The organism is Pseudonocardia sp. GCM10023141 (genome assembly GCF_042653605.1).
In genome coordinates, this window is the sequence record NZ_JBHSIR010000064.1 from 22,861 (window position 1) to 46,943 (window position 24,083).

Sequence of the window (24,083 nt, forward strand, 5' to 3'; positions counted from 1 at the left end):
CGCGGGTCCGTTCGTCCCGACTCGCGCTGGAGCGGGGACCGCCCGCCGGCGAGTTGGGGTGGAACGCACCGCGAGTTGGGATCGCGAATCACCGTGCCGGGATCGCGAAATCAGCGGGTTGGGATCGCGAGATCAGGGGGTGCAGCGTTGCCCGTTCGCGATCGCCTCCAGTACCGGGAGTGCGGCGGCCAGAACCGCCCGCGCGCCCGGGTCCAGGCCGTCGATGCGCTCGGCGATCAGGCCGGTGCCGAGCTCGCGCACGGCGTGCAGGCCCGCGGCACCCTCGGCGCTGAGGTTGACGCGGACCGCGCGGTGGTCGCGCGGGTCGGCGGTGCGCTCGATGAAGCCGCGCTCGTCGAGGCACTCGATCAGCCGCGACGTGGTGGGCGCGCTGATGCCCACCCGCTCGGCCAGCTCCCCGACCCGCAGCGCCCCGTCCGACTCCAGGACGGCCAGCGCCGCGAGCCGCGTCGGCGTCATGCCGTCGAGCTTGCTCTGGACACCCGCCTCCCGCGACAGCCGGCCCGCGGCGATGCGCAGCCGCCCCGCGAGCTCGGCAACCGTCGGACCCGCCGTTGCGTCCGTCGTGGTGCTCATGTCCTCAGCGCTCCGAGGGAAGGGGATCCGACCGGAGCGCGTGTGCCGGGCGATCGGCCGCCGGTGCACCCAGTCGCAGGTCGATCCGGGCCGGTGCGCCCGGTGGGAGCTCCACCTGCACCGCGGCCGGCGCGTGGCTGGTGGCGACGACGGTGTACCGGCCGGGAACGAGGCCGGTCAGCGTGTAGGCGCCTGCGGCATCGGTGGTGGCCATCGCGACGACGTCGCCGTGGATGTCCGATGCGGTGACGGTGGCCCCGGCGAACGCGGTGCCGTCCGGTGCGCTGACGACGCCCTCCAGCCCGCCGATCGACGCGTCGAGGGTCAGGTCGAGCGCCTCCACGGTGTCGGGGGCGATCGTCAGCGCCGTCGCGGTCGGCAGGTGCCCCGGGAGGCTCGCCGTGATCGTGACCGGTCCCAGCGGCAGCCCGCGCAGCTCGTAGGTGCCCTCGTGCGCCGTGCGCGTGGTGCCGACGACGCGGCCCGCCGCATCGGTGGCCATGACGACCGCGTCCACGAGCGGGACGCGGGCCGTTCCCGAGCGGACCGTGCCGGAGACGGTGCCGTGGCCGTCGAGCGCGAAGTCGTGCTCCGCGCCGGACCCGTTGAGCGTGATCGCGGCGACGTCCGGGCGCAGGCCCGGCGAGCTCGCGACCACGGTGTAGGTGCCCGGCGCCAGGCCCCGCAGCGCGTAGCGGCCGCTGGATTCGGCGCTCACGCGCCCGACCTGCCTGCCGGACTGGTCGGTGACGGTGACGACGCCGTCCACCACACCCGATCCCGACGCGGTGCGCATCGCCCCGAGCAGCTCGCCCGCGGCAGGGCCTGCCGGACCGCGAGCAGTGCCGACGCTCTTGGTGTCGAAGTCGTTCGTGACCAGCTCCGACGGACCGTTGCCACCACCGGCGGCGACGGCGGCGAGCTCACCGCCGACCGTCTCGCGGGTGAGCTCGACAGCGGCCAGCGGCCCCTCCACGGTCGCGACCGTGCGGCGTCCGGTGAACCAGGACGCGACGGCCGCGACGACGCACGCGGCGATCGCGAACCAGAACGCGGCGGCGAGGCCGTCGGCGAACGGGCCGGAGATCAGCTGCGGGAAGAAGCTGCGCCCGGTCAGGAAGGACGCCTGGTCGGCCGGGATCGAGCTGAGCACCGGCCCGAGCAGCTGCTGGATCGGGTTGAAGCCCAGGAAGGACGCGAAGAGCACCGCGACCGGCGGCAGCCCGGCGATCTGCGACGCGTTCGCCGCGGGCACGCCGTTCTGGACGAGCCCGGCCTCCATGACGGCCGGCAGGTGCTGCGAGAGGCCCGCGATCATGAGGCTGAAGAAGAAGCCGATCGAGAGCACCATCGCGGAGTTCTGGAACGTCGCTGTCATGCCGGCGCCCGCGCCGCGCGCGTTGGCCGGCAGGCTGTTCATCACGTCGGCCCGGTTCGGCGAGGAGAACAGGCCCATGCCGACGCCGTTGAGCAGCAGGATCAGCGCGAACGGCACGTAGCCGAAGTCGATCGGGAGCAGCTCGAGCAGCAGGAAGCTCACGGCCGAGAGCAGCATGCCGCCGGTGGCGAACCAGCGGGCGCCGTAGCGGTCCGACAGCAGGCCCGACAGTGGCGCCGACACGAGGAACCCGACCGTCAGCGGCAGCATGTAGATGCCTGCCCAGAGCGGCGTGTCCTCGAAGCTGTAGCCGTGCTGGGGCAGCCAGATCCCCTGCAGCCAGATGATCAGGATGAACTGCAGCCCGCCGCGGCCGAGTGAGGCGAGCAGGTTGGCCGTGTTGCCCAGGGTGAACGCGCGGATCTTGAACAGCGAGAGCGCGAAGAGCGGGTTGGCCACCTTCGCCTCGATCACGCCGAAGCCGATCAGCACGATGACGCCGCCGATGATGCAGGACAGCACGAGCGGGCTTCCCCAGCCCATGACGCTGTCGCCGTAGGGCTGGATGCCGTAGGTGATGCCGACCAGCAGCGCGATGAGGCCGACCGCGAAGGTGATGTTGCCCCACCAGTCCATGCGGGCCCGCACGCGCTGGCCGTTGTCGCGCAGCTTGAGGTAGGCCCAGATCGTGCCGAAGATGCCGACCGGCACCGAGACGAGGAACACCAGGTGCCAGTTGGCCGGCCCGAGCAGCCCGCCGAGCACCAGGCCGAGGAACGAGCCCGCGATGGCCGCGACGCCGTTGATGCCCATGGCCGTGCCGCGCTGGTGCACCGGGAACGCGTCGGTGAGGATGGCGCTCGAGTTGGCCATGATGAACGCGCCGCCGACGCCCTGGACAACGCGCCAGCCGATGAGCCACAGCGCGGCCGCGTCGCCGGTCTGCCACGTCACCGCGAGCAGCACCGACGCGACGGTGAAGATCGCGAAGCCGAGGTTGTACATCTTGACCCGGCCGTACATGTCGCCGAGGCGGCCGAAGCCGACCACCAGCACCGCCGTGACGACCAGGAAGCCCATGATCATCCACAGCAGGTAGCTGGTGTTGCCGGGCGCCAGCGGGTCGATGTCGATGCCGCGGAAGATGTCCGGCAGCGCGATCAGCACGATCGAGGAGTTGATCGTGGCCATCAGCAGGCCGAGCGTCGTGTTGGACAGGGCTATCCACTTGTAGTGGGACCCGGGTTCCTTGTCGATATCGCCTGCTGTCACCCGTCCGTCTGAGACCACGACGGCACCACCCCCTACAGAACGCAATATTAGTTGTCTAAAGCTAAGCACTTTTGGGTGACCGGGGCCACCACCGGGGGTGGAGTTCTCTGCCACACCCCACTATGGACCAGTAGTCAGTGCAGGGTTTGGCTCTGTAGTCCCGGACCATATGCGGCGCAGAGTGCAGGGGTGCCCCCAATCCTGTCACTGACCCCGGTCCGCGCCGGTGCGCTGCTCGCCACGGCCGGGATGCTGTGCGTCGGCAGCTCGATGGCCGTGTCGCAGACGATCGTCGACGCCCCGTTCTTCACCACCCAGGCCGTCCGCTACGCGCTCGCCGCGGTGGTGCTCGTCGTCATGGCCCGGCTCACCGGGCGCGCGTTGCCGCGCCCGCGGGGTGTCGAGTGGTGCTGGCTCGCTGCCGTGGCCGGCTCCGGGCTCGTGCTGTTCAACGTCGGTGTCGTGCGCGGGGTGGAGCACGCCGAGCCCGCGGTGATCGGGGTCGCCGTCGCCTCGGTCCCGCTGGTGCTGGCGGTGGCAGGCCCGCTCGCGGCGCGCCGCAGGCCCGCGCCGCTCGTCGTGATCGGCGCGGTCATCGTGACGGCGGGCGCGGTGCTCGTGGAGGGCGGCGGTCACACGGATCTCGCTGGGCTGGGCTACGCGGCACTGGTGCTCGTGACCGAGGTCGGGTTCACGCTGCTGGCGGTGCCGGTGCTGGGCAGGCTCGGGCCATGGGCGGTGTCGATGCACGCCACCTGGATCGCGGCGGTCGTGCTCGTCGTGCTCGGGGTGACGGTCGAGGGGCCCGGTGCCGTCGCCACGCTCACCGGCGCCGACCTCGCCGCGGCCGGCTACCTGGCGCTCGTCGTGACAGCGGTGGCGTTCGTGCTCTGGTACAGCGCGGTCGGCAGGCTCGGGGCCGGTCGGGCCGGGCTGTTCACCGGCGTCGTCCCGGTGTCGGCGGCGGTCGGTGGCGTGCTGCTCGGCGGTCCCGTCCCGGCGCCTGCGGTCTGGGCGGGCTCGGCGGTGGTGGCGCTCGGACTGATGGTCGGCTTCGGACGGCGGGCTCAGCCGGCCGATGTCAGCGGCCGGGTGGCGGGCGACCACGGCGCGTCGTAGCGCGGGTCGGCCGCACCCTCCCGGAACGCTCCGGCGGAGGTGGGCGACCCGCCGATGCGCCAGTCGACCTCGCGGACGGCCTCGTACCAGATGAGGCCGATGATCTGCGGGTAGCGGGGGATGGACCGGAACATCCCGGTGATCCACTCGGCCCGGCGGCCGGTGGCGTCGGTCGCGCCGACCTCGGTGATGACCACCGGTCGGCTGCTGAGCTTGGCGACCTCGGCCAACGTGGGCCCGAAGATCACGTTGAACGAGCGGTAGGCCAACTGCCCGTCGACGCCGAAGTAGCCGGAGAGCCCGATCCAGTCGACGTAGCTGTCGCCGGGGTAGAGCCCGGGTAGCGGCGTCGCCGTGTCGTAGGTGACGTTGGGGGACCACACCCAGATGACGTTCGAGGCGCCCGCGGCGGTGAAGATGTCGTGGACGTGGCGCCACATCTGCACGTACTCGCCGGGCCGGTTCCCGTTGGACTGCTCCGACCAGGGATACCAGTAGCCGTTCATCTCGTGTCCGAGCCGCACGGCCACCGGGTAGCGCAGCGTGGCGATGCCCTGCGCCCACGAGGTGATGTAGGCGTCGAACGATCCGTCGATGATCCGCGCGAGCCGGTAGTCGGGCTGGTTGCTGCGCTCGCGGTCGAGGCGCGACTCGTCGCGGAAGTCCCACGGCTCCCACGACATCAGCGGCAACATGCCCCGCGCCGCCGCCTTCGCGAAGGTGCGCGGATCGAAGTCGTCCACCGCCCAGCCCAGCGAGAACTGGTAGACCGACGGGCGGACGCCGGTCGCCGCGGCGAACGTCCGCTCGTCGGTGAAGTCGTCGACGCCTGCCCGTGTCTGGACGCCGAGGAACGTCCGGCCCGCCGGGGGGAACGTGGGCAGCGCGGCGGCCGCCCGCTGCCCGGACGGTACGGGCGCGGGGGGAACGTAGGTCCAGGTGCTCTCGGGCGCGTCGGCGGCACCCAGTTCCGGTCCCCACCGGAACACGTAGAGGCCCAGCAGGAGCAGGAAGACGGCGGCGAGCGCCCGGGGGACGGTCGGCTTCACCGCGGGCGGTGGCGCTGCGACCGCGCGCGCGTCACGGCGGCGGCGATCGGCGGGCCGAGTCCGGTGACCAGCGCCAGCCCCGTCCAGACCTGCAGCGCGGGGGGCGAGTTGCCGAGCACCACGCTCGCGGCGATCACCACGACCGCGGCCGCGGCCCACAGCCAGTGCAGCCGGAAGGTGCGGGCCGAGTCGGTGCTGCGCAGCCCGCCCTTGGCCGTCACGGTGTAGGTCAGGGGCCGACGCAGCGTGGCGGCGATCGCGGCCGCCACGTAGACGGGACCGGCCACCAGCGTCAGGACGATGCCGTGCAGCCCCAGGTCGCGCCGCTCGTGCGGGGCCAGGTTGAACCGGCGCAGCCACAACCACAGCACCAGCCAGCTCGCCATGCTCAGCCCCCAGAGCGCGACCCACTGCGTGCCGTCGACGCGGGCGGACTTGCCGCCGATCAGGAGGTACGCGGTGGTGGCGAGGCTGCCCAGCACGAGGTGCAGCGCGACGCTGGGGTAGTAGAACTGCACCATCCCGAACAGCAGCCGCTGCGGGGCGGCCAGCGCGATCCCGCGCCGCAGCCTCGAGGTGACCTTGATCTGCCAGATGCCGTAGGCCCAGCGGCGCTGCTGGTTGAAGTAGTCGGTCCAGGTCGTCGGGCCCTCACCGATCGCGAGCACGTCCGGCGTGTAGACGCCCCGCCACGGGCGGCCCGTCGCGGGGTTGACGGTGCCCAGTATCCGCATGCCCGTGAGGTGGTCCTCGGTGATGGAGTCCTGGTAGCCGCCGATCTGCCGCCAGGCCGCAGGGCGGTAGAGGTGGTTGGTGCCGATCAGCAGCGGGGCCCCGAACCCGTTGCCGGCGCGCTCGATCACACCGCTGAACACGTACTGCTGCACCGACGCTCCGCGCGAGACGAACGTGTCGTAGACGTTGCCGTACACCTGCGGCCCGACGACGAACGCGGTGTCCGGGTCCCGGAAGTAGCCCAGCGTCCTGGCCAGCAGGCACGGGAAGGGCACGTGGTCGGGATCCATCTGGCAGACCACGTCGTAGGCCGCCTCGTGCTCGGCGCGCCACGCGTTGTGGTTGCCCGCCTTGGTCTTGGCCCGGAACTCGCCTGCCGGCTGGTTGTACTCGGGGCGGCCCCGGCGGGTGAAGTGGCGCACCCCCAGCCGCCTGGCCATCGCGCGGACCTCGGGGGAGTCCTCCTCGTCGAGCACCCACACGTCGAGACGGCCGCGGTAGGTGAGGCGGATCATCCCGTGCAGGGTGCGCTCGACGAGCGCGATGGGCTCGCGCGACGCCACGATGGTGGTCAGCAGCGCCACCCGCAGCCCCGTCGGCGGCGCCAGCGGCACCGGGTCCATGGCGCGGTACACCAGCAGCCAGATCGCCACGTTCTGGCAGACCTTGATCGCCTCGACGATGACCACGAGGCAGAAGCACACCCTTGCCGCCAGTACCCGCCAGTTCTCGATCCGCACGTAGCCGGGATCGGGCAGGTGCGACGGCAGCAGCAGCCAGAACAGGAACGCCGCGGTCAGGATCGTGTTGACCACGACCATCGCGGTGAGCGCGGCGCGGGTGCGCGACGACAGCAGTGGCCGGTAGATGACGGAGGGCTCGCGCGCCGCCGGCATCATCGCCGGGCCGGTGAGCTCGGCCGATCCGAGGTAGGCGGCCCACACCGCGGCATTGCGCGCCGACCGGCGATCGGACACGTCCGCCAGTGCCGCCGACCGCGACGGGCTCGTCGTCATCGCCGATCCGGCCTGACGGGATCGCTGTGGCGCACGTGCACTCCGCTCTCCCCCGGTTGAGGTTGTCGGGCGACGTCGGGATTCGTTACGCAGCATCGCCGCGGCGGTGGTGGGCGTCTTGCGTAGTCGGCTACCCGAGTCGATCCGCGCCCGCGCCCCGGTTCCGATCGGGCGAACGGCAGGGGCGCTCAGGCCTGCACGGCGTAGAGCCGGTTGTCGTCGGCGCCGACGTACACCGTGCCGTCGGTGACGAACGGGCTGAAGGCGGCGCCGCCCGCCTGGTAGCTCCAGCGCTGCTTGCCGGTCGTCGCCTCCACGGCGTAGAGGGTGCCGTCGGAGCTGCCCACGTAGAGCGCGGAGCCGGTGGCGCTGGGGGTGTGCAGCTCGCCGGCGGCGCCGAACGTCCAGCGCGGGGTGCCGGCGGCGATGTCGAGCGCGGTCAGCGCGTTGTCCGTGCTCGCGACGTACACGGAGTTGCTCAGCACCGCGGGCGATGCCGCCGACGTGGCCGCGTCGAAGCGCCACCGCATGCGGCCGTCGGCCGCCGCGACCGCGTAGAGCCGCCCGTCGGTGCTGCCGACGAGCACGGTGCCGCCCGTGACGGCCGCCGTGCCCGAGACGGCGCCCTCGGTGGGGAAGCGCCACCGCTCGCGCCCCGAGGAGGAGTCGATCGCGTAGAGGTTCGTGTCGCTGCTGCCGATGTAGACCGTGTTGCCGTTCACGACGGCGATGTGCATGTCGTTGCCGCCCGGGAAGGCCCACCGCTGGGTCCCGGTCAGGACGTCGACGGCGTAGAGCCGCTTGTCCGACGAACCGACGTAGGCCACCCCGCCGGTCACCTTCGGGGTGTGGACGATGCCCCCGGTCTTGAACCGCCAGCGCTCCTTGCCGGTGCCGGCGTCCACGGCGTAGAGGAAGCTGTCGTCGCTGCCGACGTAGACGACGCCGCCCAGCACGTCGGGCGCGGACCCGAGCGTGCCGCTGGTGGGGAAGGTCCACCGCAGTGCCCCGTCGTCGGCGTTGAACGCGTACACCGAGCCGTCGGTGCTCGCCGCGAAGACCGTGCCGCCCACCGCCCGGGGCGTGGCGAGCACCTTCCCGCCCGTCGGGGCCGACCAGCGCACCGCTCCGCCGCCACCGCGGCCTGCCAGCTGCCAGACACCGACTCCCACCCCGGCCGCCACGACCGCCGCCCCCGCGCCGATCAGGACGTTGCGCCGCGACAGCACGGGCCCACGCGCGACGGCCCCGGTCGTCCGGACGTCGGCGACCGGGCCCGTGGGGAAGGCGCCCGGCACGAAGGGCTGACGTGGTCCCGTGGACGGCCCGGTGTCCATCCCCAGCGCGGCGCGGGCGGCGCGGCCGAGCTCACCCGCCTGCTGGTAGCGCTCGGCCGGGTCCTTCGCCATGCCGCGCGCGATCACCGCGTCGAGCTCCGGTGGCACGTCCTCGCGGACCGTGGAGGGCCGCGGCGGGTCGGCGTGGAGGTGGGCGAACATCACGGCGAGTGCCTCCCCGGTGAAGGGGCGCAGGCCGGTGAGGCACTCGAACAGCACGCACGCGAGCGCGTAGATGTCGATCGTGGGACGGCCGATGGGCTGGGTCTCGTCGGTCTGGATCACCGCGGCGTCGAGGCGTTCGGGAGCCGAGTAGGCCAGCGTTCCCATCAGCGACGCGGGGCTGGTGCGGGACGTGCCGCCGGCCTCGGGCAGCAACCGGGCGATCCCGAAGTCCACGAGGTAGGCGAACGGCGGGCCGAACCCGGCACCGCCTGCGATGAGGATGTTGGACGGCTTGACGTCGCGGTGGATCATCCCGACGGCGTGCGCGGCGTCGAGGGCGGAGGCGACCTGGGAGATGAGGTCGACCGCGAGCGCGGCCGGCATCGGGCCGTTGGTGGCGAGCACCTTGCCCAGGTCCAGACCTTCGACGAGGCGCATCTCCAGGAACAGTTGACCGTCGATCTCGCCGTAGTCGTGGATCGGGATCACGTGCGGTTCCTGCAGCCGCGCGGTGCGCTCGGCCTCGTTGCGGAACAGGCGCTGGTAGCCGGTGTCGGAGGCGAGGTCGCGCCGCAGCCGCTTCACCGCCACGTGGCGGCCCTTGGCGACGTCGAACGCGCGGTAGACCTCGCCCATCCCGCCCTGCCCGAGCAGCGCGTCGAGCCGGTACCGACCGAACTGCTCAGCCACAGACCCCGCCTCAGCCTCGCGCCAACCACCTGGGCGCCGACCGGTGACGTGACCCCCCCCGATCGGGTCGGCGGTGGACAGGATAGTTCCCGATCGGTCAGCCGGTGGTGACGCAGCGGTGGGGCGTACGCACCGCGCCCACCTTTTCGCCACGGCGCCGATGTCGTGACGTCGGCGCCGTGGCTGCCGGGTCGGCGCGGTGGGCGGGGATGCCCGGGCTCAGCCCTGGTGCGGGTACCCCGAGGACGTCGGCGCCACGAACGTCTCCTTGATGGTGCGGGGGCTGACCCAGCGGAGCAGGTTGTAGATCGAGCCCGCCTTGTCGTTGGTGCCCGACGACCGCCCGCCACCGAAGGGCTGCTGCCCGACGACCGCGCCGGTGGGCTTGTCGTTGACGTAGAAGTTGCCCGCGGTGAACCGCAGCGCCTCCGAGGCCTGCGCGACGGCCGCCCGGTCGCGGGCGATCACGGCGCCGGTGAGGCCGTAGGCGGATCCGCGGTCGACCTGCTTGAGCACCTTGTCGAAGTCGCCGTCGTCGTAGACGTGCAGCGCGAGGAACGGGCCGAAGTACTCGGTGCGGAAGATCTCGTGGGTGGGGTCGGTGCCGACCGCGATCGTCGGGCGCACGAAGTACCCGACCGCGTCGTCGGAGGTACCGCCCGCGATGACGTCGATGGTCGGGTCGCTCTTCGCGAGCGCCTGCGCGGCGCTGACCTTGGCGAACGCGCGCTTGTCGATGACAGCGCCCAGGAAGTTGCGGAAGTCGGCGACGTCGCCCATCGCCAGCGCGTCGACCTCGGACGCCAGGTCGTCGCGCAGCTTGGCCCACAGCGAGCGCGGCACGAACGCGCGCGAGGCGGCGGAGCACTTCTGACCCTGGTACTCGAACGCGCCCCGCACCAGCGCCGTGCGCAGGACGTCGACGTCGGCCGAGGGGTGGGCCAGCACGAAGTCCTTGCCGCCGGTCTCGCCGACGATCCGCGGGTAGCTCGCGTAGGTGCTGATGTTGGCGCCGACACGGCCCCAGAGGTGCTGGAACGTGGCGGTGGAGCCGGTGAAGTGGATGCCGGCGAGCGCGGGATCGCCCAGCAGCACGTCGGAGACGTCGCGGCCGTCGCCGGTGAGCAGGTTGATGACACCGGGCGGCATGCCGGCCTCTTCGAGCAGCCGCATCGTGAGGTGCGCGGCGAGGCCCTGGGTGGGGGAGGGCTTCCAGATCACCGTGTTGCCCATGAGCGCGGGCGCGGTGGGGAGGTTGCCGGCGATGGCCGTGAAGTTGAACGGGGTGATCGCGTAGACGAAGCCCTCGAGCGGCCGGTAGTCCATGCGGTTCCACACGCCGGGGCCGCTCGTGGGCTGGTTCTCGTGGATCTGCTTCGCGAACGCCACGTTGAAGCGCCAGAAGTCGGCCAGCTCGCAAGCGGAGTCGATCTCGGCCTGGTAGCTGGTCTTGGACTGGCCGAGCATGGTGGCGGCGTTGATCCGGGCCCGCCACGGTCCGGTGAGCAGGTCGGCGGCGCGCAGGAGGACCGCGGCGCGCTCGTCGAACGGGAGCGAGCGCCATGCCGGGGCAGCCCGCAACGCTGCCTCGACGGCGCCCTTCGCGTCCTCGTGGGTCGCGTTGGCGCCGGTGCCCAGCACGTGCTGGTGGTCGTGCGGGGCGACGACGTCGAAGCGCGCTCCGGCGGCCATGTGCTGGCTGCCGTCGATGGTGACGGTCAGTTCGTGTTGCTGACCACCCAACTCGGAGAGAGCCACTTCCAGGTCCGCGCGCTCCGGCGATCCGGGCGCGTAGTTCAGTACCGGCTCGTTGCGGGGCGCGGGCGTGCTGGTGGTGGCGTCCATGGAAGAACCCTAGGAAGCTGCGCCCGCCGATGGTTCGTTCGTGCGGACAGCAACCTTGCCGCTGGCTTGGTGAACTGAACGAAGTGCCAGCAGCAGTTGCAGGTGGTGCACGAGCCGCGCCCGCGGGTCGTCCAGATCCAGGCCGCCCACGGTGCCGGCGCGCCGCAGCCGGTAGCGCAGCGTGTTGGGGTGCACGGTCAGGCGGGCGGCGGCGGCGCGGACGTCACCCATGGCATCGAGGTAGGCCACCACCGACTCCGCGAGCTCGCTGCCGTGCTCGGCGTCGTAGGCCAATAGCCGGGTCACGGCGGGATCGCGCAGGTCGGCGGCGTCGGCCAGCAGGGCGAGCGTGCCGTCGAGCAGGATCTCGGCCCGCAGGTCGCCCAGCGCGGCCACCTCGAGCTGCTCGCCCATGGCGGCGAGCACGCGGTCGGCCTCGACGCGTGACGCCGGGATCCCGGCCAGGCTCGCGGCGGCCGACCCGATGCCGGCCTGCACCCGCACCCCGGCGCGGCGGGCCGTCAGCGTCACCACCTCGGCGCACATCGCCCGCAGCCCCGGCTCGGTGCGGTCCAGCGGGACGTCGGGCAGCACGGCGTAGACGTGCGCGCCGTCGGACGCCGTGAGCGCGCGGCGCCGGTAGGTGGCCGCGTGCACCGACACGACGTCGGCCAGCTCGGCGACACCGAACGCGTGCGCGCCGCCGGGTGCCGACCGCACGGCGAACCCCGCCACCACCGCGGACCGTTCGACGTCGAGGCCGAACGTGGCGGCCACCAGCTCCGGGTCGACCCGCCCGTCGAGCAGCCCGACGACGAGGTCGTGGCTCCAGCGGGTGCCCGGCGAGCGCTGCGACCGGCGTCGGACCAGGTGCCCGGCCGCCACCCGGGCCGCGCCGACGAGCGCGCGCTCGGCGTGCTCGGCGAAGGGCTGCGCGCCTTCCTGCACCCAGATCGTGCCCAGCCAGCGCTGCCCGGCGTGGATGCCGATGGCCAGCCGCCTGCGGATGCCAAGCTCGGCGTGCTCGTCGACGTGCACGACGTCCTCGCCCGTGCGGACCCGGTCGAAGACGCCCCACTCGCGCAGCATCTGCAGGTAGTCGGCCGGGCCCTGCCAGCCGAGGATCGAGAGCCTGCGCAGCTCGTCGGCGGCCGCGTCGTCGGAGCGGGAGTAGGCGAGCACGCGGCTCGCGGCGTCCTCGATGATCACGAGTCCGCCTGCCATCATGCCGATGGTCTGGGCGAGGGCGAACAGGTCGCCGTCACCCGCCGCCTCGCCGCTGCCACCCGCCTCCTCGATGACGCTGCGGGCGAGCTGCTCGACGTGGTCCCAGCGGGCGTCGTCGCGCACGGCCAGCAACGCGACGCCGGCCTCGGTGCACACGGCCCGCAGCTCGCGGGCGGCCCCGGGGCCGGCCTTGACGGCCACGGCGACGGCACCGCCGCGCGCGACCCCGCGCACGGCCCGCTCCGCGGAACGGCCCCGCGCGCCGATCACGAGCACCAGCCGGCCCGCATGGTCGTCGGGCTCGTCGTCGGGGTCGACGATGGCCAGCCCGGTGACCGCGACGTCCAGACCCGCGGGCGCCACGAGCACGTCCACCAGCGGCTCGCCGATGGCCGCGAGCAGCCGTCGCACCGTTGCCTCCATCAGACGATCGTACGACTCGGCGGGGCATTCGTTGTCCGGCTGAACCAACCGGCGCCGGATGTGGCGCTCTAACGTTCCTGGCCATGATGACCGCGCCGTTGAGGTCCGGGCTGCTCGCCGCGGCCCGGTCGCAGACCTGTCGCAACCTGGCCGAAGGCACCCCGTTGCTGCGTCCCGTGGTGGACCGCTTCGTCGCGGGCGTCACCACCGACGACGTGATCGCCGCTGCGCGCGGGATCACCCGCGACCGGCTGGTGACCATCGACCACCTCGGCGAGGACGTGACCGACCGCGAGCACGCCGACGCCGTGGTCGACGCCTACGTCACGCTGCTCGCGCGCGTCGCCGACGAGGGACTGGCCGGGCGCGTCGAGGTGTCGGTGAAGCTCTCGGCACTGGGGCAGAGCCTCGCCGTCGACGCCGACAAGATCGCGCTGGAGAACGCGCGCCGGATCTGCGCAGCCGCCGCGGCGGCGGGCACCACCGTCACCGTCGACATGGAGGACCACACCACCACCGACCGCACCCTGGAGACCGTCCGGGACCTGCGCGTTGACCACCCGTGGGTCGGGGCCGTGCTGCAGGCGATGCTGCGCCGCACCGAGTCCGACTGCCGCGACCTCGCCGGCGCCGGCTCGCGCGTCCGGCTGTGCAAGGGCGCCTACGACGAGCCGTCGAGCGTCGCGTTCCGGGACGCGGCCGATGTCGACGGCTCGTACGTGCGCTGCCTCAAGGTGCTCATGGCGGGCGCCGGGCTGCCGATGGTGGCCAGCCACGACCCGCGCCTCATCGCGATCGCCCGCCACCTCGCGGGGGCGCACGGCCGCGGTCAGCAGGACTTCGAGCTGCAGATGCTGCACGGGGTGCGCCCGCAGGCCCAACAGGAGCTGTCCGCCGACGGGCTGGCGATGCGCGTCTACCTGCCCTACGGCACCGAGTGGTACGGCTACTTCATGCGCCGGCTGGCCGAGCGTCCGGCCAACCTGGCGTTCTTCGCCCGGTCGCTGCTGACGCGCAGCTGATTCACCAGGTTCACCAACCCGGCCAGCTCGCCCGCAGCGCCTTCTTGTCGACCTTCCCGAACGCGGTGACGGGCAGCTCGGCGACCCTCCGGTAGGCCTTCGGACGCTTGTACGCCGCCAGCTCGGCGCGGCAGGCCGCGGTGGTGGCCGCCTCGTCGAACGCGCTCCCCTCCTGGTGATCCGTGTCGGGCTCCGCCGTGGTGACGACGAACGCCACCACCGCCTCGCCCCAGTCCGGGTGCGGGATGCCGACCACGGCCACCTGAGCCACCCCTGGCGCGGTCTGCACCACGTTCTCCACCTCCGTGGAGTACACGTTCATGCCGCCGCTGATGATCATGTCGTGCTTGCGGTCGAGCAGGTGGACGTACCCGTCGGCGTCCATCCGCCCCAGGTCACCGGTGTGCAGCCAGCCACCGCGCAGCGTCTCGGCGGTCTTGTCCGGCAGGCCGAGGTAGCCCTCCATGACGTACGGGGCCCGCGCGCAGATCTCGCCCGGCCGCCCCGATTCGACCGGCACGCCGTCGTCGTCGAGCACGGCGATCTCGGCGAGCGTCGCGGCCCGTCCGCAGCTGCCCAGGCGCTCCGGATGGGCCAGGTCGTGGTCCTCCCGGGTGAGCCTGGTGAGGAAGTTGGGTGCCTCGGACTGCCCGTAGAGCTGCATGAACACCGGCCCGAGCCGGCGCAGCCCCTGCTCGAGGCGCTCCAGGGTGATCGGCGCGGCTCCGTAGAGGATGGTGCGCAACGACGTCAGGTCGACGTCGCGGCGCCCGGCGGCGTCGAGCACCCGGTAGATCATCGTCGGCACCATGAACAGGAACGTGGCGCGGTCGCGCTCGATCCGGTCGAGCACCAGGTCGGGGTCGAACCGCCGCTCGACGAGGTGCAGCGCCCCCTTGAGCAGCCCGGCCTGGGTCAGGAAGCCCGCCGAGTGCGGCAGCGGCGAGGTGAGCAGCAGGCGCTCGTCGTCGAGCAGGCCCATCTCGACGACGTGCGCGAGGATGTTGACCGCCAGCCCGCGCTGGGTGTGGACCACGCCCTTCTGCCGGCCCGTGGTGCCGCCGGTGTAGGCGATGATGCCGACGTCGGAGCCGGTGACGTCGGCCTCGGGCGGGCCGCCGTCGGTGACACCGTCCGGCGCACTCGCCAGCACCTCGTCCCACGACCGCGTGCCCGCCACCGGCTCGCCGACCACGATCACGGTGCGCAGCGCAGCCGAGCCCGCGCCCAGCGCCGCATCGACGAGGCCCGCGTCGGCCAGCGCCACGACCGCGCCGGAGTCGCGCAGGATGTAGCCGATCTCCGACGCCGAGAGCATGTCGTTGACCGGCACCTTCGCCGCGCCCGCACGGATGATCGCCTGGTCGGCCACCACCCACTCGACGCAGTTGGACATCATGATCGCCACCGGCGTGCCGGGCGTGACGCCGGCGGCGACCAGCACGTGCGCGAGCCGGTTCGCGTCGCGGACGATCTCCGCGTAGCTCCACGTCCGCCCCGCGAAGACGACGGCCGGACGGTCGCCGAACCGGTCCAGCGCGCCGACGAAGAGCCGGCGCAGCGTGAGCTCGGCCGGCGCCGTCGCGACCGTCATGCTCAGTACCCCGAGCTCAGCGGCTCGGCCTTGGCCCCGGCGACCACCCGGTGGCGGATCTCGCCGAGCTGCTCGACGACCAGCCGCACCTCGTCACCGGGCTGGAGCCAGCCGCGGAAGTGGTCGGGGTCCATCGCGAAGTGCTCGAACAGGCAGCCCGACGGCACGGTGCCCGACCCGATCACGTCACCGGGCCGCAGGTGCGTGCCCCGCGACGTGTAGGTGATCATGTCGGGGAAGCCCCAGTCGATCGAGTCCCAGCGCCCCTCGCTGACCAGCTCGCCGTTGACGTAGCCGGTCATGCCCAGGTCGAAGGCGTTGCGGCTGCGGTAGGGCGCGATCTCGTCGGGTGTGACGAGCATGGGGCCGAGCGTGTTGGTGCCGTCCTTGCCCTTGGCCGGCCCCAGCCGCAGCGCCATCTCGTTCATCTGCAGGTCCCGCGCGCTCCAGTCGCAGAACAGCATGTAGCCCGCGATGTGCTCCTCCGCGCGGTCGAGCGCGACGTTGGCGGCGGGCTTGCCGATCACCGCGCAGACCTCGAGCTCGTAGTCGAAGCGCTCGCACCCCGGTGAGATCGGCACGTCGTCGTGCGGCCCGACCACCGCATTGACGTTGCCCTGGTAGAAGGCCGGGAACTGGTTGTTGCGCTCGTCGACGGGGATGTCGGCGGCGCCCTGGCAGTTGCGCAGGTGCTGCAGGAAGCCCGTGCAGTCGCGGATCGAGCGGGGCTGCAGCGGTGCGCGCAGGGTGAGCCCGGCCAGTGGCACGGTCTCGCTCGGCGACGCGGCGGCCCGCTCGCCCGCCTCCCGCAGGCCGTCGGCGTCGAGCAGATCGAGCAGGGTGACGCCGGGCTCGTAGCCGTGGACGTCGGTCCCGTCGACGACGCCGACCCGGTCATCGCCCGCTGCCGCGGCGTAGGTGACGAAGCGCATCAGTTGCCCACCTTCTCGTCGGACGGTGCGGTGAACCCCTCGAGCGCCGCGATCCGGGTCAGTACCGTGAGCCGGTCCGGGCGCGGCAGGCTCGGGTCGAGCTGCTGGTAGACGTTGAGCACGTTCTGCGCGAGCCGCCCGTGCTCGGGCATCTCGGCCCACTTGCCGAGGTCGATCGAGGCGATCGCGTCGTCCACGCCCACGCCGTCCTCGAAGCGCTTGCGGGCCTCCGCGTCGACGAACACCAGGTACTCGCGCATGCCGTCGACACCGGACTTGTCGGTGATCGGGCCGTGGCCCGGCACGATCTGGTCGACCTCCATGTCGAGGATCCGGTCGCAGGCGTTGATCCAGCGGTCGATCGGGCCGGCCCACGCGATCGGGGTGCCGCCGATGAACAGGATGTCGCCCGCGTAGAGGATGCGGGCGTCCGGGACGAGCACGAGCGTGTCGCCGGGGGTGTGCGCCGGGCCGACCTGGATCAGCTGCACCTCGCGGCCCCCGACGTCGAGGCTCAGCTCGCCCTCGAACGTGCGGTCCGGCCCGGTGGCGGTGATGCCCTCGAACTCGAACGGCCCGAAGATCGCCCGTGCGAACTCGCCCAGCACGTCCTCGCGTCGCTTGATCGACGCCAGCGCGTCGACGGCGTCCTGGGTCATCAGCTCGGCCGCCGCGGCCGAGGCGATGATCTCGACGTCGCGCTCGGCGAGCAGCTCGTTGCCGAAGACGTGGTCGCCGTCCGAGTGCGTGTTGACCAGGGTGGCCAGCGGGAACTCGTCGGTGACCGGCGCGATCCCGGCCAGCATCTCCCTGGTCAGCGCGAGGTCGAAGAGGGTGTCGACCATGAGGGACGTGCCCGACCCGGTGATCAGGCCGGAGTTGCTCCACCCCCAGCTGCCGTCGGGCAGCATCCAGGAGTGGCAGCCGCTGCCCAGGTCGTAGAGGCCCTTGCGGTAGTCCAGTGTGCTCACGGCTTCCCCTTCGTTGCGGTGTTGATGAGGGCGGGTTCCGGCGTCGGCGCGGCGGTGTCGGTGTGGTGGCAGGCGGCCGAGTGGCCCGGTGCGATGGCGACCTCGGGCGGTTCGGTGGTGCGGCAGATCTCGGTGGCGAGCGGGCAGCGGGTGTGGAACGTGCAGCCGCTGGGCACGGCGAGGGCGCTGGGCACCTCCCCGCGCACCGGTGGCCGCTCGCGGCGGCGCTGCACGACCGGGTCGGGCACCGGGGCGGCGGCGATCAACGCGCGCGTGTACGGGTGCGCCGGGTCGGCGTAGACGGCCTCGGTCGGGCCGGTTTCCACGATCCGGCCCAGGTACATGACCGCGATGTCGTGGCTGACCACCCGCACGAGCGCCAGGTCGTGGGAGATGAACAGGTACGCCACACCGAGGCGCTCCTGCAGGTCCTGCAGCAGCCCGATGATCCCGGCCCGGGTCGAGACGTCCAGCGCCGCGACGGCCTCGTCGAGCACGACGAGATCGGGCTCGCAGGCCAGCGCCCGCGCCAGCGCGATCCGCTGCCGCTGCCCGCCGGAGAGCTCGTGCGGGTAGCGCCGGGCGAACTCCGGTGCGAGCCCGACGAGCTCCAGCAGCTCGCCCGCCCTGGCGCCCAGCGTGGCGCGGTCGCGCTCGCCGGTCAGCCGCAGCGGCTCGGTGACGATGTCGCGCACCACCCACGTCGGGTCCAGCGAGGAGTAGGGGTCCTGGAACACCATCGGCATCCTGCGGCGCAACCCGTGCAGCGCGGGTCCGCGGGCGGCGAGCACGTCGGTGCCGTCGAGGTGCACCGCACCGGTGTCGGCGCGGACCAGGCCCAGCAGCAGCCGCGCGGCCGTCGACTTGCCCGAGCCCGACTCGCCGACCACCCCGAGCGTGCGGCCGCGATCGAGCGTGAACGAGACGTCGCGCACGGCGTGCACCCAGGCGCGCGGCCGCCCGAACCCGCTGCGCCGGGCGGGGAACGACTTGGCCAGGCCGTGCACCTGCAGCAGCTCGGTCACGATGCCGCTCCCGCCAGCTCGTCGAGCCGCACGCAGCGGGCCCCGTGATCGGTGGTCACGGCGTCGAGTGCGACGGGTCCCGCGGCGCACCGCGGGGCCGCGTGCGTGCACCGCGGCGCGAACCGGCACCCCGGTGGCAGCGCGTCGAACGCCGGGACGGTGCCCGGGATCGTCGCGAGCCGGGTGCCGGTAGCGCCGGGGACGCAGCGCAGTAGCGCGTCGGTGTAGGGGTGGCGGGGCGCGGCGAAGAGCTCGTACACCGATGCGGTCTCCACGACCTGGCCCGCGTACATCACCGCGACGCGGTCGCAGATGTCGGCGATCACGCCGAGGTCGTGGGAGATGAACAGCAGCGCGAGCCCCGACTCGTCACGCAGGTCGGCCAGCAACGTCAGAATCTGCTCCTGCACCGTGACGTCGAGCGCGGTCGTCGGCTCGTCGGCCAGCAGCATCACCGGGTCGCACGAGAGCGCCATCGCGATCACCACCCGCTGCCGCATGCCGCCGGAGAAGTGGTGCGGGTAGTCGCGGGCGCGGCGCTCCGGCGACGGGATGCCGACCCGGTCCAGCAGCGCAACGGCGCGGGACCAGGCCTCCTTGCGGCCCACCCCCCGGTGCCGGCGCACGGTCTCCGCGACCTGCTCGCCCACGGTGTAGGCAGGGTCGAGCGCGGTCATCGGCTCCTGGAACACCATCCCGATCCGGCCGCCGCGGACCTCGCGCATCCGCTTCGCGTCCAACGTCGTCAGGTCGGTGCCCTCCAGCAGCACCTGCCCGCTCGCGACCCTGGCCGTCGAGCCGAGCAGTCGCATGATCGCCAGCGCGGTGAGCGTCTTGCCGGAGCCGGACTCGCCGACGAGCCCGAGCGTCTCGCCCGCCGCGACCGCGAGGCTCACGCCGTCGACGACGACGAGTGGGCCGCCCGCGGTGCCCACCTCGACCACCAGGTCGCGCACGTCCAGGACGTTCACACCAGCCTCCGGTTCTCGCGGCCGACCGAGTCGCGCACGGCGTCGCCGACGGTGTTGAGCGCCAGCACCGTCAGCAGGATCGCGATGCCGGGCAGCAGCACCAGCAGCGGCGCCGCGCCGGCGAACTGCGTGGAGCGCTGCAGCATCGAGCCCCACGACGCGTCGGGCGGCTGCACGCCGAGTCCGAGGAACGACAGCCCGGCCTCGAAGAGGATCGCGAAGCCCATCGTGATCGAGACCTGCACGATCAGCGGCGACGCCATGTTGGGCAGCACGTGCGTGCGCACGATCCGCCCGGTCGGGCAGCCGATCGAGCGGGCCGCCTCGATGTAGGTCTCCTGGCGGATCACGAGCGCGACGCCGCGGGCCATGCGGTAGAACCGCGGCGCCGTCACGATCCCGATCGCGATCATCGCGTTGGTCACCCCGCGCCCGAGCACGGCCACGATCGCCATCGCGAACAGCAGCGGCGGGATCGCCATCAACGCGTCGGCGACGCGGCTGAGCACCGCGTCGGTCCAGCCGCGCAGGTAGCCGGCGAGCAGCCCGAACGGCAGGCCGATGGCCATGCTGACGGCCGTGGCGAGCGCGCTCGCGTAGATCGTGACGCGGGTGGCGACGATCAGCCGCGACGCGACGTCGCGACCGAGGTCGTCGGCGCCGAGCCAGTGCCGCGCGCTCGGTGGCGCGAGGCGGTCGAGCAGCGTCTGCGCGTTGGGGTCCAGCGGCGTGATCCACGGCGCGAGCACGGCGATCACGACCAGCACCGCCAGCAGCCCGGCCATGACGAGTGCGAGCCGCTGGGTGGCGAAGCGGCGGCGGAACGCGCCCCACGCCGTCTCCGGTGCGGCCGCGGGTGCGGTCCTGTCCAGTACGGCCGTCATGAGGTCAGTGCCGCCTTCGGGTTGAGCCAGCCGTAGGAGAGGTCGACGAGCAGGTTCACGGTGACGACGACGACCGTGGCCAGCAGCACGGTGCCCTGCACCATCGGGATGTCGCGGTCGAACACCGACGCCACCATCAGCGAGCCGATGCCCGGCAGCGCGAACACGGCCTCCACCAGCACCGACAGCCCGAACAGCCGGCTGACCTGCAGGCCGATCACCGTGACGACCGGGATCATCGCGGTGCGCAGCGCGTGCTTGCCCACCACGCTGACCGGGCTGAGGCCCTTGGCGTGCAGGGTGCGGACGAACTCGAGCTGCAGGGTGTCGACGACGCTCGCGCGGGTCTGCCGCGCGACCTCCGCGGCCCCGCCCGCCGCCAGCGTCACGACGGGCAGCGCCAGGTGCGCGAACCAGCCGCCGGGGTCCTTGCCCAGATCGACGTAGCCGCTGGTCGGGAACAGCCCCAGCTGGGCGCCCAGGAACGTCACGAGCACCAGTCCGAGCCAGAAGTTCGGCATCGCGATCCCGACCGAGCTGCCCAGCAGCGCGATCCGGTCGAGGATGCCGCCCTGCCGCACGGCGGCGAGCACGCCGATGACCATGCCGACGACCACGGAGACCAGCAGCGCCAGCGCCACCAGCGAGACGGTGATGCCGATCCGGTCGGTGATCGCCTGCGTCACCGGGTAGCTCGACAGCATCGACGTGCCGAGGTCACCGTGCAGCGCCCCGCCGAGCCAGTCGCCGTAGCGGACGATCAACGGGTCGTCGAGGCCGAGGCTCGCCCGCAGCGTGGCGACCTGTTCCGGCGTGGCGTTGTCGCCGAGCAGCGTGCTGGTCGGGTCGCCCGGGATCAGCAGCACGAGCGCGAACACCGCGATCGAGACGACCCAGACCAGCAGCACCAGCGTGGCCACCCGGCCCACGATCATGCGCAGCATGCTCAGCCCGTGACCAGTTCGACGGCACGCAGGTCGGGCGCGCCCGCGATCGTCGTGCCGAGCCCACGGACCTTGGAGGAGGCCATCAGCAGCACCGGCGAGCTGCAGATCGGCAGCTGGATGTGCTGGTCGACGGCCCGGGCCGCGATCTGCTGGTAGACCTTCGCGCGGGCGTCGCCGTCCGGGATCGCCAGGCCCTGCTTGGCCAGCCGCGCGATCTCCTCGTCCTGCGTGCCACCGGGGTTGAACGTGCCGCCCGCCAGGAACAGCGAGGCGACCGTGCGGGCCGGGTCGACGGCACCGGGCCACGCCGAGACGTAGGAGTCGACGCTCTTCTGCCCGGTGAACCCGGCGATCACCTGTGCGGGCTCGGCGACCTGCAGGTCGACCTTCACCCCGATCTGGCCGAGCTGGCTCGCGACGGCCTCGGCGACCGTCGAGTAGGGCGCCACGTTGATCACGGTCATGGACATCGAGAAGCCGTTCGGGAACCCGGCGTCGGCCAGTTTCTGCTTGGCCGCGGTCACGTCGAACGTCGACGCTGCGGGGCCGAGATCGGTGGCGGCGGCCCAGTAGCCCTTCGGGAAGATCTGCGGCGACGCCGCGCACTGGCCACCGAGGATCGCGCTGGAGATGCCGGCCCGGTCCACGGCCATCGACAGTGCGGCGCGGACGTCGGGCTTCGCGAGCGCGGGGTTCTTGCTCATGTTCAGGTAGACCAGGAACGCGCCGGTGCCGGGCTGCACGAGGACCTGGCCGCCCGCGCCGGCCGCCGCCGCGTACTGGTCGAGGTTGATCGCGGTGGCGTCGAACTCGCCCGCGCCGATCGAGCGCAGCCGCGTCTCGGGGTTGAGCTGGATGCGCATCTCGATGCGCTTGACCGCGTTCGTGTTGGCCTGGGCGTTCCAGTAGCGGTCGAACTTCTCGTAGACCACGAGCGCGCCCGGCTGGTCCTCCACCACGCGGTAGGGCCCCGCGCCGACGGGCTTGAGGTCCAGATCGGGGTTGGTGAAGGCCTTGGGGGAGACCATCATCCCGGCCCGGTCGGCGAGCGCGGCCGGCAGCGACGCGGTGGGCGCGGAGAGCCGCAGCGCGACGGTGCGGGCGTCCACGACGTCCACGGCCGTCACGACGGCGAGGTCGGGCTTGAGCGTCGAGCGCTCCGCGGTCTTGCCGCGCTCGATGTTGGCCTTGACCGCGGCGGCGTCGAACGGGGTGCCGTCGTGGAAGACCACGCCTTCGCGCAGGGTCAGCGTCAGCGTCCTGCCGTCGTCGGTCAGCCCCGAGCGCTCCGCGAGCATCGGCACGACCGCGCCCTTGGCGTCGATGTCGAAGAGCCGGTCGTAGGCGGGCAGCAGGAACGCGTTGACGAACTGGTTGGCCGCGGTGGCCGGGTCGTAGTTCTTGCTCGCGTCGGTGGCGTAGCTGAAGCGGAGGGTGGCGTTCGGGTTGGCGGGCCCCGTCGGCGCGGTGCCGATCGACGCTCCGGGGCCAGCGGGCGCAGGCGCCTGCGCACCGGTCCCACCGCCGCATCCGGCCAGCACCAGGCCCAGCACGGCTGCCGCCGCAACGGCGGCCCTCGTTCGGCGCGATCCGATCAGTCCGGACATCCGGTCTCCCAATGCGCGTCGTTGCGAACCCCGAAGATCGGCGTAAGCCGCTGCCGGGGAGAGTGATAGGGTCGAATATCGGCACTTGATGGGTTATTGATGCCGATTTCGGGGAGTTAACGGGATGAGGGGGTAGGACGTCAAGATGCCTGGGAGAGAACGTCGCCGAGATCTGGACGAACTGGATCGGGCGCTGATCGCCGCGCTGAAGCAGGACGGCCGCGCTCCGAACGTGGAGCTGGCGAAGCTGGTGGGGGTGTCGGAGAAGACGGTCCGGAGCCGGATCGCGCGCCTCGTCGCGGAGCACGGGCTCACCGTCACCGCGGACCTGGCCGAGTCGACGCAGCGCAGCCGGATGGTCTACCTGCTCCATACGGAGGCGGGCAAGCGCTTCCAGGTGGCGGAGTACCTCGCCGCCCTGCCGGAGGTGGACCGCGTGCACCTCATCACCGGCTCCGCCGACGTCCTCGTGGCCGCGTCCTTCCCGGACGACGCCGCGGCGCTGCGGTTCCAGGTGCAGACGGTGGAGAGCCATCCCGGCGTGCGGTCGGCCGCCTCGTGCCACCTCATCGGCGAGGTCGGCGGCCCGGCGCGCGCCGGGGGCCCGCCCGGGCCGCGGATCGACACCGAGGTGCTCGCCGCGCAGATGATCGGGCCGCCGCGCTACGGCAACTTCGACGAGCTCACCGAGGCGATCTGCGACGCGGTGACGATCGGGCTGGGTGCCGATCGCGCGCTGATCGCCACGAGCAAGCCGGGCGTCGGGAGGCGGGCGACGAGCGTGGCGAAGCTGCGCGGGATCTCCACGCGCTACCTCGACGCGCTCATCGAGCGGATCGAGGACGGCCGCACCGACGGCGTGATCAAGCGGGTGTGGGACACGCGGCTGCACATGGTGGTGGCCGACGCGCGCACCGACCCGCTGATGGCGGCCGCCCATGACCTGGTGCGGGCCGAGGGGTACGTCAGCCTCCTGACGCTGCCGATGCTCTACGGCGACTCGCTGGTGGCCACGATCAGCATGTACTACGACCGGCTGACCAACCTCGACGACGACTACGTCGCCACCGCGCAGGGGGTTGCCGACCATTTCGCCGTCGCGGTGGCCAGGACGCTGGGACTCGCCCCCGCGCCGCTGGTGGCGGGGACGGCGCAGCGGTGATCAGGGCCGCCGCCCCGCCACCCTCGCCTTGCAGGAAAGCCACTTTCCTGCAACCTCCTTGCGGGAAAGTGGCTTTCCTGCAACAGGGCGTGCCGAGGCGCCGGGGTCAGGTGGC

General features: G+C 72.5%; 18 protein-coding genes. 3 read left to right on the forward strand and 15 right to left on the reverse strand.

What is annotated here, in order from left to right:
• Positions 1–132: 132 nt before the first annotated feature.
• Together ACFPFQ_RS36180 and ACFPFQ_RS36185 are read right to left on the reverse strand one after the other, a co-directional pair.
• The gene (locus tag ACFPFQ_RS36180; RefSeq protein ID WP_379627142.1) at positions 133–597 is read right to left on the reverse strand and encodes a MarR family winged helix-turn-helix transcriptional regulator; all 465 of its coding nucleotides are present in this window, start codon (positions 595–597) and stop codon (positions 133–135) included.
• Positions 598–601: 4 nt separating this feature from the next.
• On the reverse strand, positions 602–3,247 hold the full coding sequence (locus tag ACFPFQ_RS36185) for an MFS transporter (RefSeq protein WP_379627144.1): 2,646 nt from the start codon (positions 3,245–3,247) through the stop codon (positions 602–604).
• A gap of 189 nt (positions 3,248–3,436) precedes the next feature.
• On the opposite strand from ACFPFQ_RS36185, the gene ACFPFQ_RS36190 reads away from it, so the two are divergent.
• Entirely contained in the window at positions 3,437–4,366 is a 930-nt protein-coding gene (locus ACFPFQ_RS36190; RefSeq protein ID WP_379627146.1) for a DMT family transporter, read from the forward strand.
• Here ACFPFQ_RS36190 and ACFPFQ_RS36195 read toward each other — a convergent pair.
• From ACFPFQ_RS36195 to ACFPFQ_RS36215, 5 genes are all read right to left on the reverse strand, one after another.
• Complete coding sequence (locus ACFPFQ_RS36195; protein ID WP_379627148.1) at positions 4,315–5,415, reverse strand: glycoside hydrolase family 26 protein; 1,101 nt, start codon at positions 5,413–5,415, stop codon at positions 4,315–4,317. The genes ACFPFQ_RS36190 and ACFPFQ_RS36195 overlap by 52 nt on opposite strands.
• Positions 5,412–7,166, reverse strand: a complete 1,755-nt coding sequence (locus tag ACFPFQ_RS36200) for a glycosyltransferase family 2 protein (protein ID WP_379627150.1) — start codon at positions 7,164–7,166, stop codon at positions 5,412–5,414. The genes ACFPFQ_RS36195 and ACFPFQ_RS36200 overlap by 4 nt, the downstream gene beginning before the upstream one ends.
• A gap of 188 nt (positions 7,167–7,354) precedes the next feature.
• The gene (locus tag ACFPFQ_RS36205) at positions 7,355–9,358 is read right to left on the reverse strand and encodes a PQQ-binding-like beta-propeller repeat protein (RefSeq protein ID WP_379627152.1); all 2,004 of its coding nucleotides are present in this window, start codon (positions 9,356–9,358) and stop codon (positions 7,355–7,357) included.
• Positions 9,359–9,577: 219 nt separating this feature from the next.
• A complete protein-coding gene (pruA, locus tag ACFPFQ_RS36210; protein ID WP_379627154.1) occupies positions 9,578–11,203 on the reverse strand; it encodes an L-glutamate gamma-semialdehyde dehydrogenase in 1,626 nt (541 codons plus the stop codon).
• Between the two features lie 9 nt (positions 11,204–11,212).
• The gene (locus ACFPFQ_RS36215) at positions 11,213–12,853 is read right to left on the reverse strand and encodes a PucR family transcriptional regulator (RefSeq protein WP_379627156.1); all 1,641 of its coding nucleotides are present in this window, start codon (positions 12,851–12,853) and stop codon (positions 11,213–11,215) included.
• Between the two features lie 83 nt (positions 12,854–12,936).
• On the opposite strand from ACFPFQ_RS36215, the gene ACFPFQ_RS36220 reads away from it, so the two are divergent.
• Positions 12,937–13,875, forward strand: a complete 939-nt coding sequence (locus ACFPFQ_RS36220) for a proline dehydrogenase family protein (protein ID WP_379627158.1) — start codon at positions 12,937–12,939, stop codon at positions 13,873–13,875.
• Positions 13,876–13,885: 10 nt separating this feature from the next.
• On the opposite strand, the gene ACFPFQ_RS36225 is transcribed toward ACFPFQ_RS36220, so the two are convergent.
• The 8 genes from ACFPFQ_RS36225 to ACFPFQ_RS36260 are packed head-to-tail and all read right to left on the reverse strand — an operon-like array spanning position 13,886 to position 22,806.
• Entirely contained in the window at positions 13,886–15,469 is a 1,584-nt protein-coding gene (locus ACFPFQ_RS36225; RefSeq protein ID WP_379627160.1) for a class I adenylate-forming enzyme family protein, read from the reverse strand.
• Positions 15,470–15,471: 2 nt separating this feature from the next.
• Complete coding sequence (locus tag ACFPFQ_RS36230) at positions 15,472–16,401, reverse strand: fumarylacetoacetate hydrolase family protein (RefSeq protein WP_379627162.1); 930 nt, start codon at positions 16,399–16,401, stop codon at positions 15,472–15,474.
• Positions 16,401–17,372, reverse strand: a complete 972-nt coding sequence (locus ACFPFQ_RS36235; protein ID WP_379627164.1) for an MBL fold metallo-hydrolase — start codon at positions 17,370–17,372, stop codon at positions 16,401–16,403. The genes ACFPFQ_RS36230 and ACFPFQ_RS36235 overlap by 1 nt, the downstream gene beginning before the upstream one ends.
• Positions 17,369–18,397: an ABC transporter ATP-binding protein gene (locus tag ACFPFQ_RS36240; RefSeq protein WP_379627166.1), complete on the reverse strand. Its 1,029-nt coding sequence runs from the start codon at positions 18,395–18,397 to the stop codon at positions 17,369–17,371. The genes ACFPFQ_RS36235 and ACFPFQ_RS36240 overlap by 4 nt, the downstream gene beginning before the upstream one ends.
• A complete protein-coding gene (locus ACFPFQ_RS36245; protein WP_379627168.1) occupies positions 18,394–19,368 on the reverse strand; it encodes an ABC transporter ATP-binding protein in 975 nt (324 codons plus the stop codon). Before ACFPFQ_RS36245 ends, ACFPFQ_RS36240 begins: the two co-directional genes overlap by 4 nt.
• Positions 19,365–20,252, reverse strand: a complete 888-nt coding sequence (locus tag ACFPFQ_RS36250) for an ABC transporter permease (protein ID WP_379627170.1) — start codon at positions 20,250–20,252, stop codon at positions 19,365–19,367. The genes ACFPFQ_RS36245 and ACFPFQ_RS36250 overlap by 4 nt, the downstream gene beginning before the upstream one ends.
• A complete protein-coding gene (locus tag ACFPFQ_RS36255; protein ID WP_379627172.1) occupies positions 20,249–21,196 on the reverse strand; it encodes an ABC transporter permease in 948 nt (315 codons plus the stop codon). Before ACFPFQ_RS36255 ends, ACFPFQ_RS36250 begins: the two co-directional genes overlap by 4 nt.
• Before the next feature lie 2 nt (positions 21,197–21,198).
• On the reverse strand, positions 21,199–22,806 hold the full coding sequence (locus tag ACFPFQ_RS36260) for an ABC transporter substrate-binding protein (protein WP_379627174.1): 1,608 nt from the start codon (positions 22,804–22,806) through the stop codon (positions 21,199–21,201).
• A 145-nt stretch (positions 22,807–22,951) separates the two neighbouring features.
• Here ACFPFQ_RS36260 and ACFPFQ_RS36265 point away from each other — a divergent pair, with 145 nt between their 5' ends.
• Complete coding sequence (locus tag ACFPFQ_RS36265) at positions 22,952–23,968, forward strand: AsnC family transcriptional regulator (RefSeq protein ID WP_379627176.1); 1,017 nt, start codon at positions 22,952–22,954, stop codon at positions 23,966–23,968.
• The last annotated feature ends 115 nt before the right edge of the window (positions 23,969–24,083 follow it).

What these genes read in the sequence shown, in the direction of transcription:
- ACFPFQ_RS36260 (WP_379627174.1), bottom strand. Translation starts at nt 22,806, where the DNA reads ATGTCCGGACTGATCGGATCGCGCCGAACGAGGGCCGCCGTTGCGGCG.
- ACFPFQ_RS36230 (WP_379627162.1), bottom strand. Translation starts at nt 16,401, where the DNA reads ATGCGCTTCGTCACCTACGCCGCGGCAGCGGGCGATGACCGGGTCGGC.
- ACFPFQ_RS36265 (WP_379627176.1), top strand. Translation starts at nt 22,952, where the DNA reads ATGCCTGGGAGAGAACGTCGCCGAGATCTGGACGAACTGGATCGGGCG.
- ACFPFQ_RS36220 (WP_379627158.1), top strand. Translation starts at nt 12,937, where the DNA reads ATGATGACCGCGCCGTTGAGGTCCGGGCTGCTCGCCGCGGCCCGGTCG.
- ACFPFQ_RS36180 (WP_379627142.1), bottom strand. Translation starts at nt 597, where the DNA reads ATGAGCACCACGACGGACGCAACGGCGGGTCCGACGGTTGCCGAGCTC.
- ACFPFQ_RS36200 (WP_379627150.1), bottom strand. Translation starts at nt 7,166, where the DNA reads ATGACGACGAGCCCGTCGCGGTCGGCGGCACTGGCGGACGTGTCCGAT.
- pruA (WP_379627154.1), bottom strand. Translation starts at nt 11,203, where the DNA reads ATGGACGCCACCACCAGCACGCCCGCGCCCCGCAACGAGCCGGTACTG.
- ACFPFQ_RS36255 (WP_379627172.1), bottom strand. Translation starts at nt 21,196, where the DNA reads ATGCTGCGCATGATCGTGGGCCGGGTGGCCACGCTGGTGCTGCTGGTC.
- ACFPFQ_RS36250 (WP_379627170.1), bottom strand. Translation starts at nt 20,252, where the DNA reads ATGACGGCCGTACTGGACAGGACCGCACCCGCGGCCGCACCGGAGACG.
- ACFPFQ_RS36215 (WP_379627156.1), bottom strand. Translation starts at nt 12,853, where the DNA reads ATGGAGGCAACGGTGCGACGGCTGCTCGCGGCCATCGGCGAGCCGCTG.
- ACFPFQ_RS36225 (WP_379627160.1), bottom strand. Translation starts at nt 15,469, where the DNA reads ATGACGGTCGCGACGGCGCCGGCCGAGCTCACGCTGCGCCGGCTCTTC.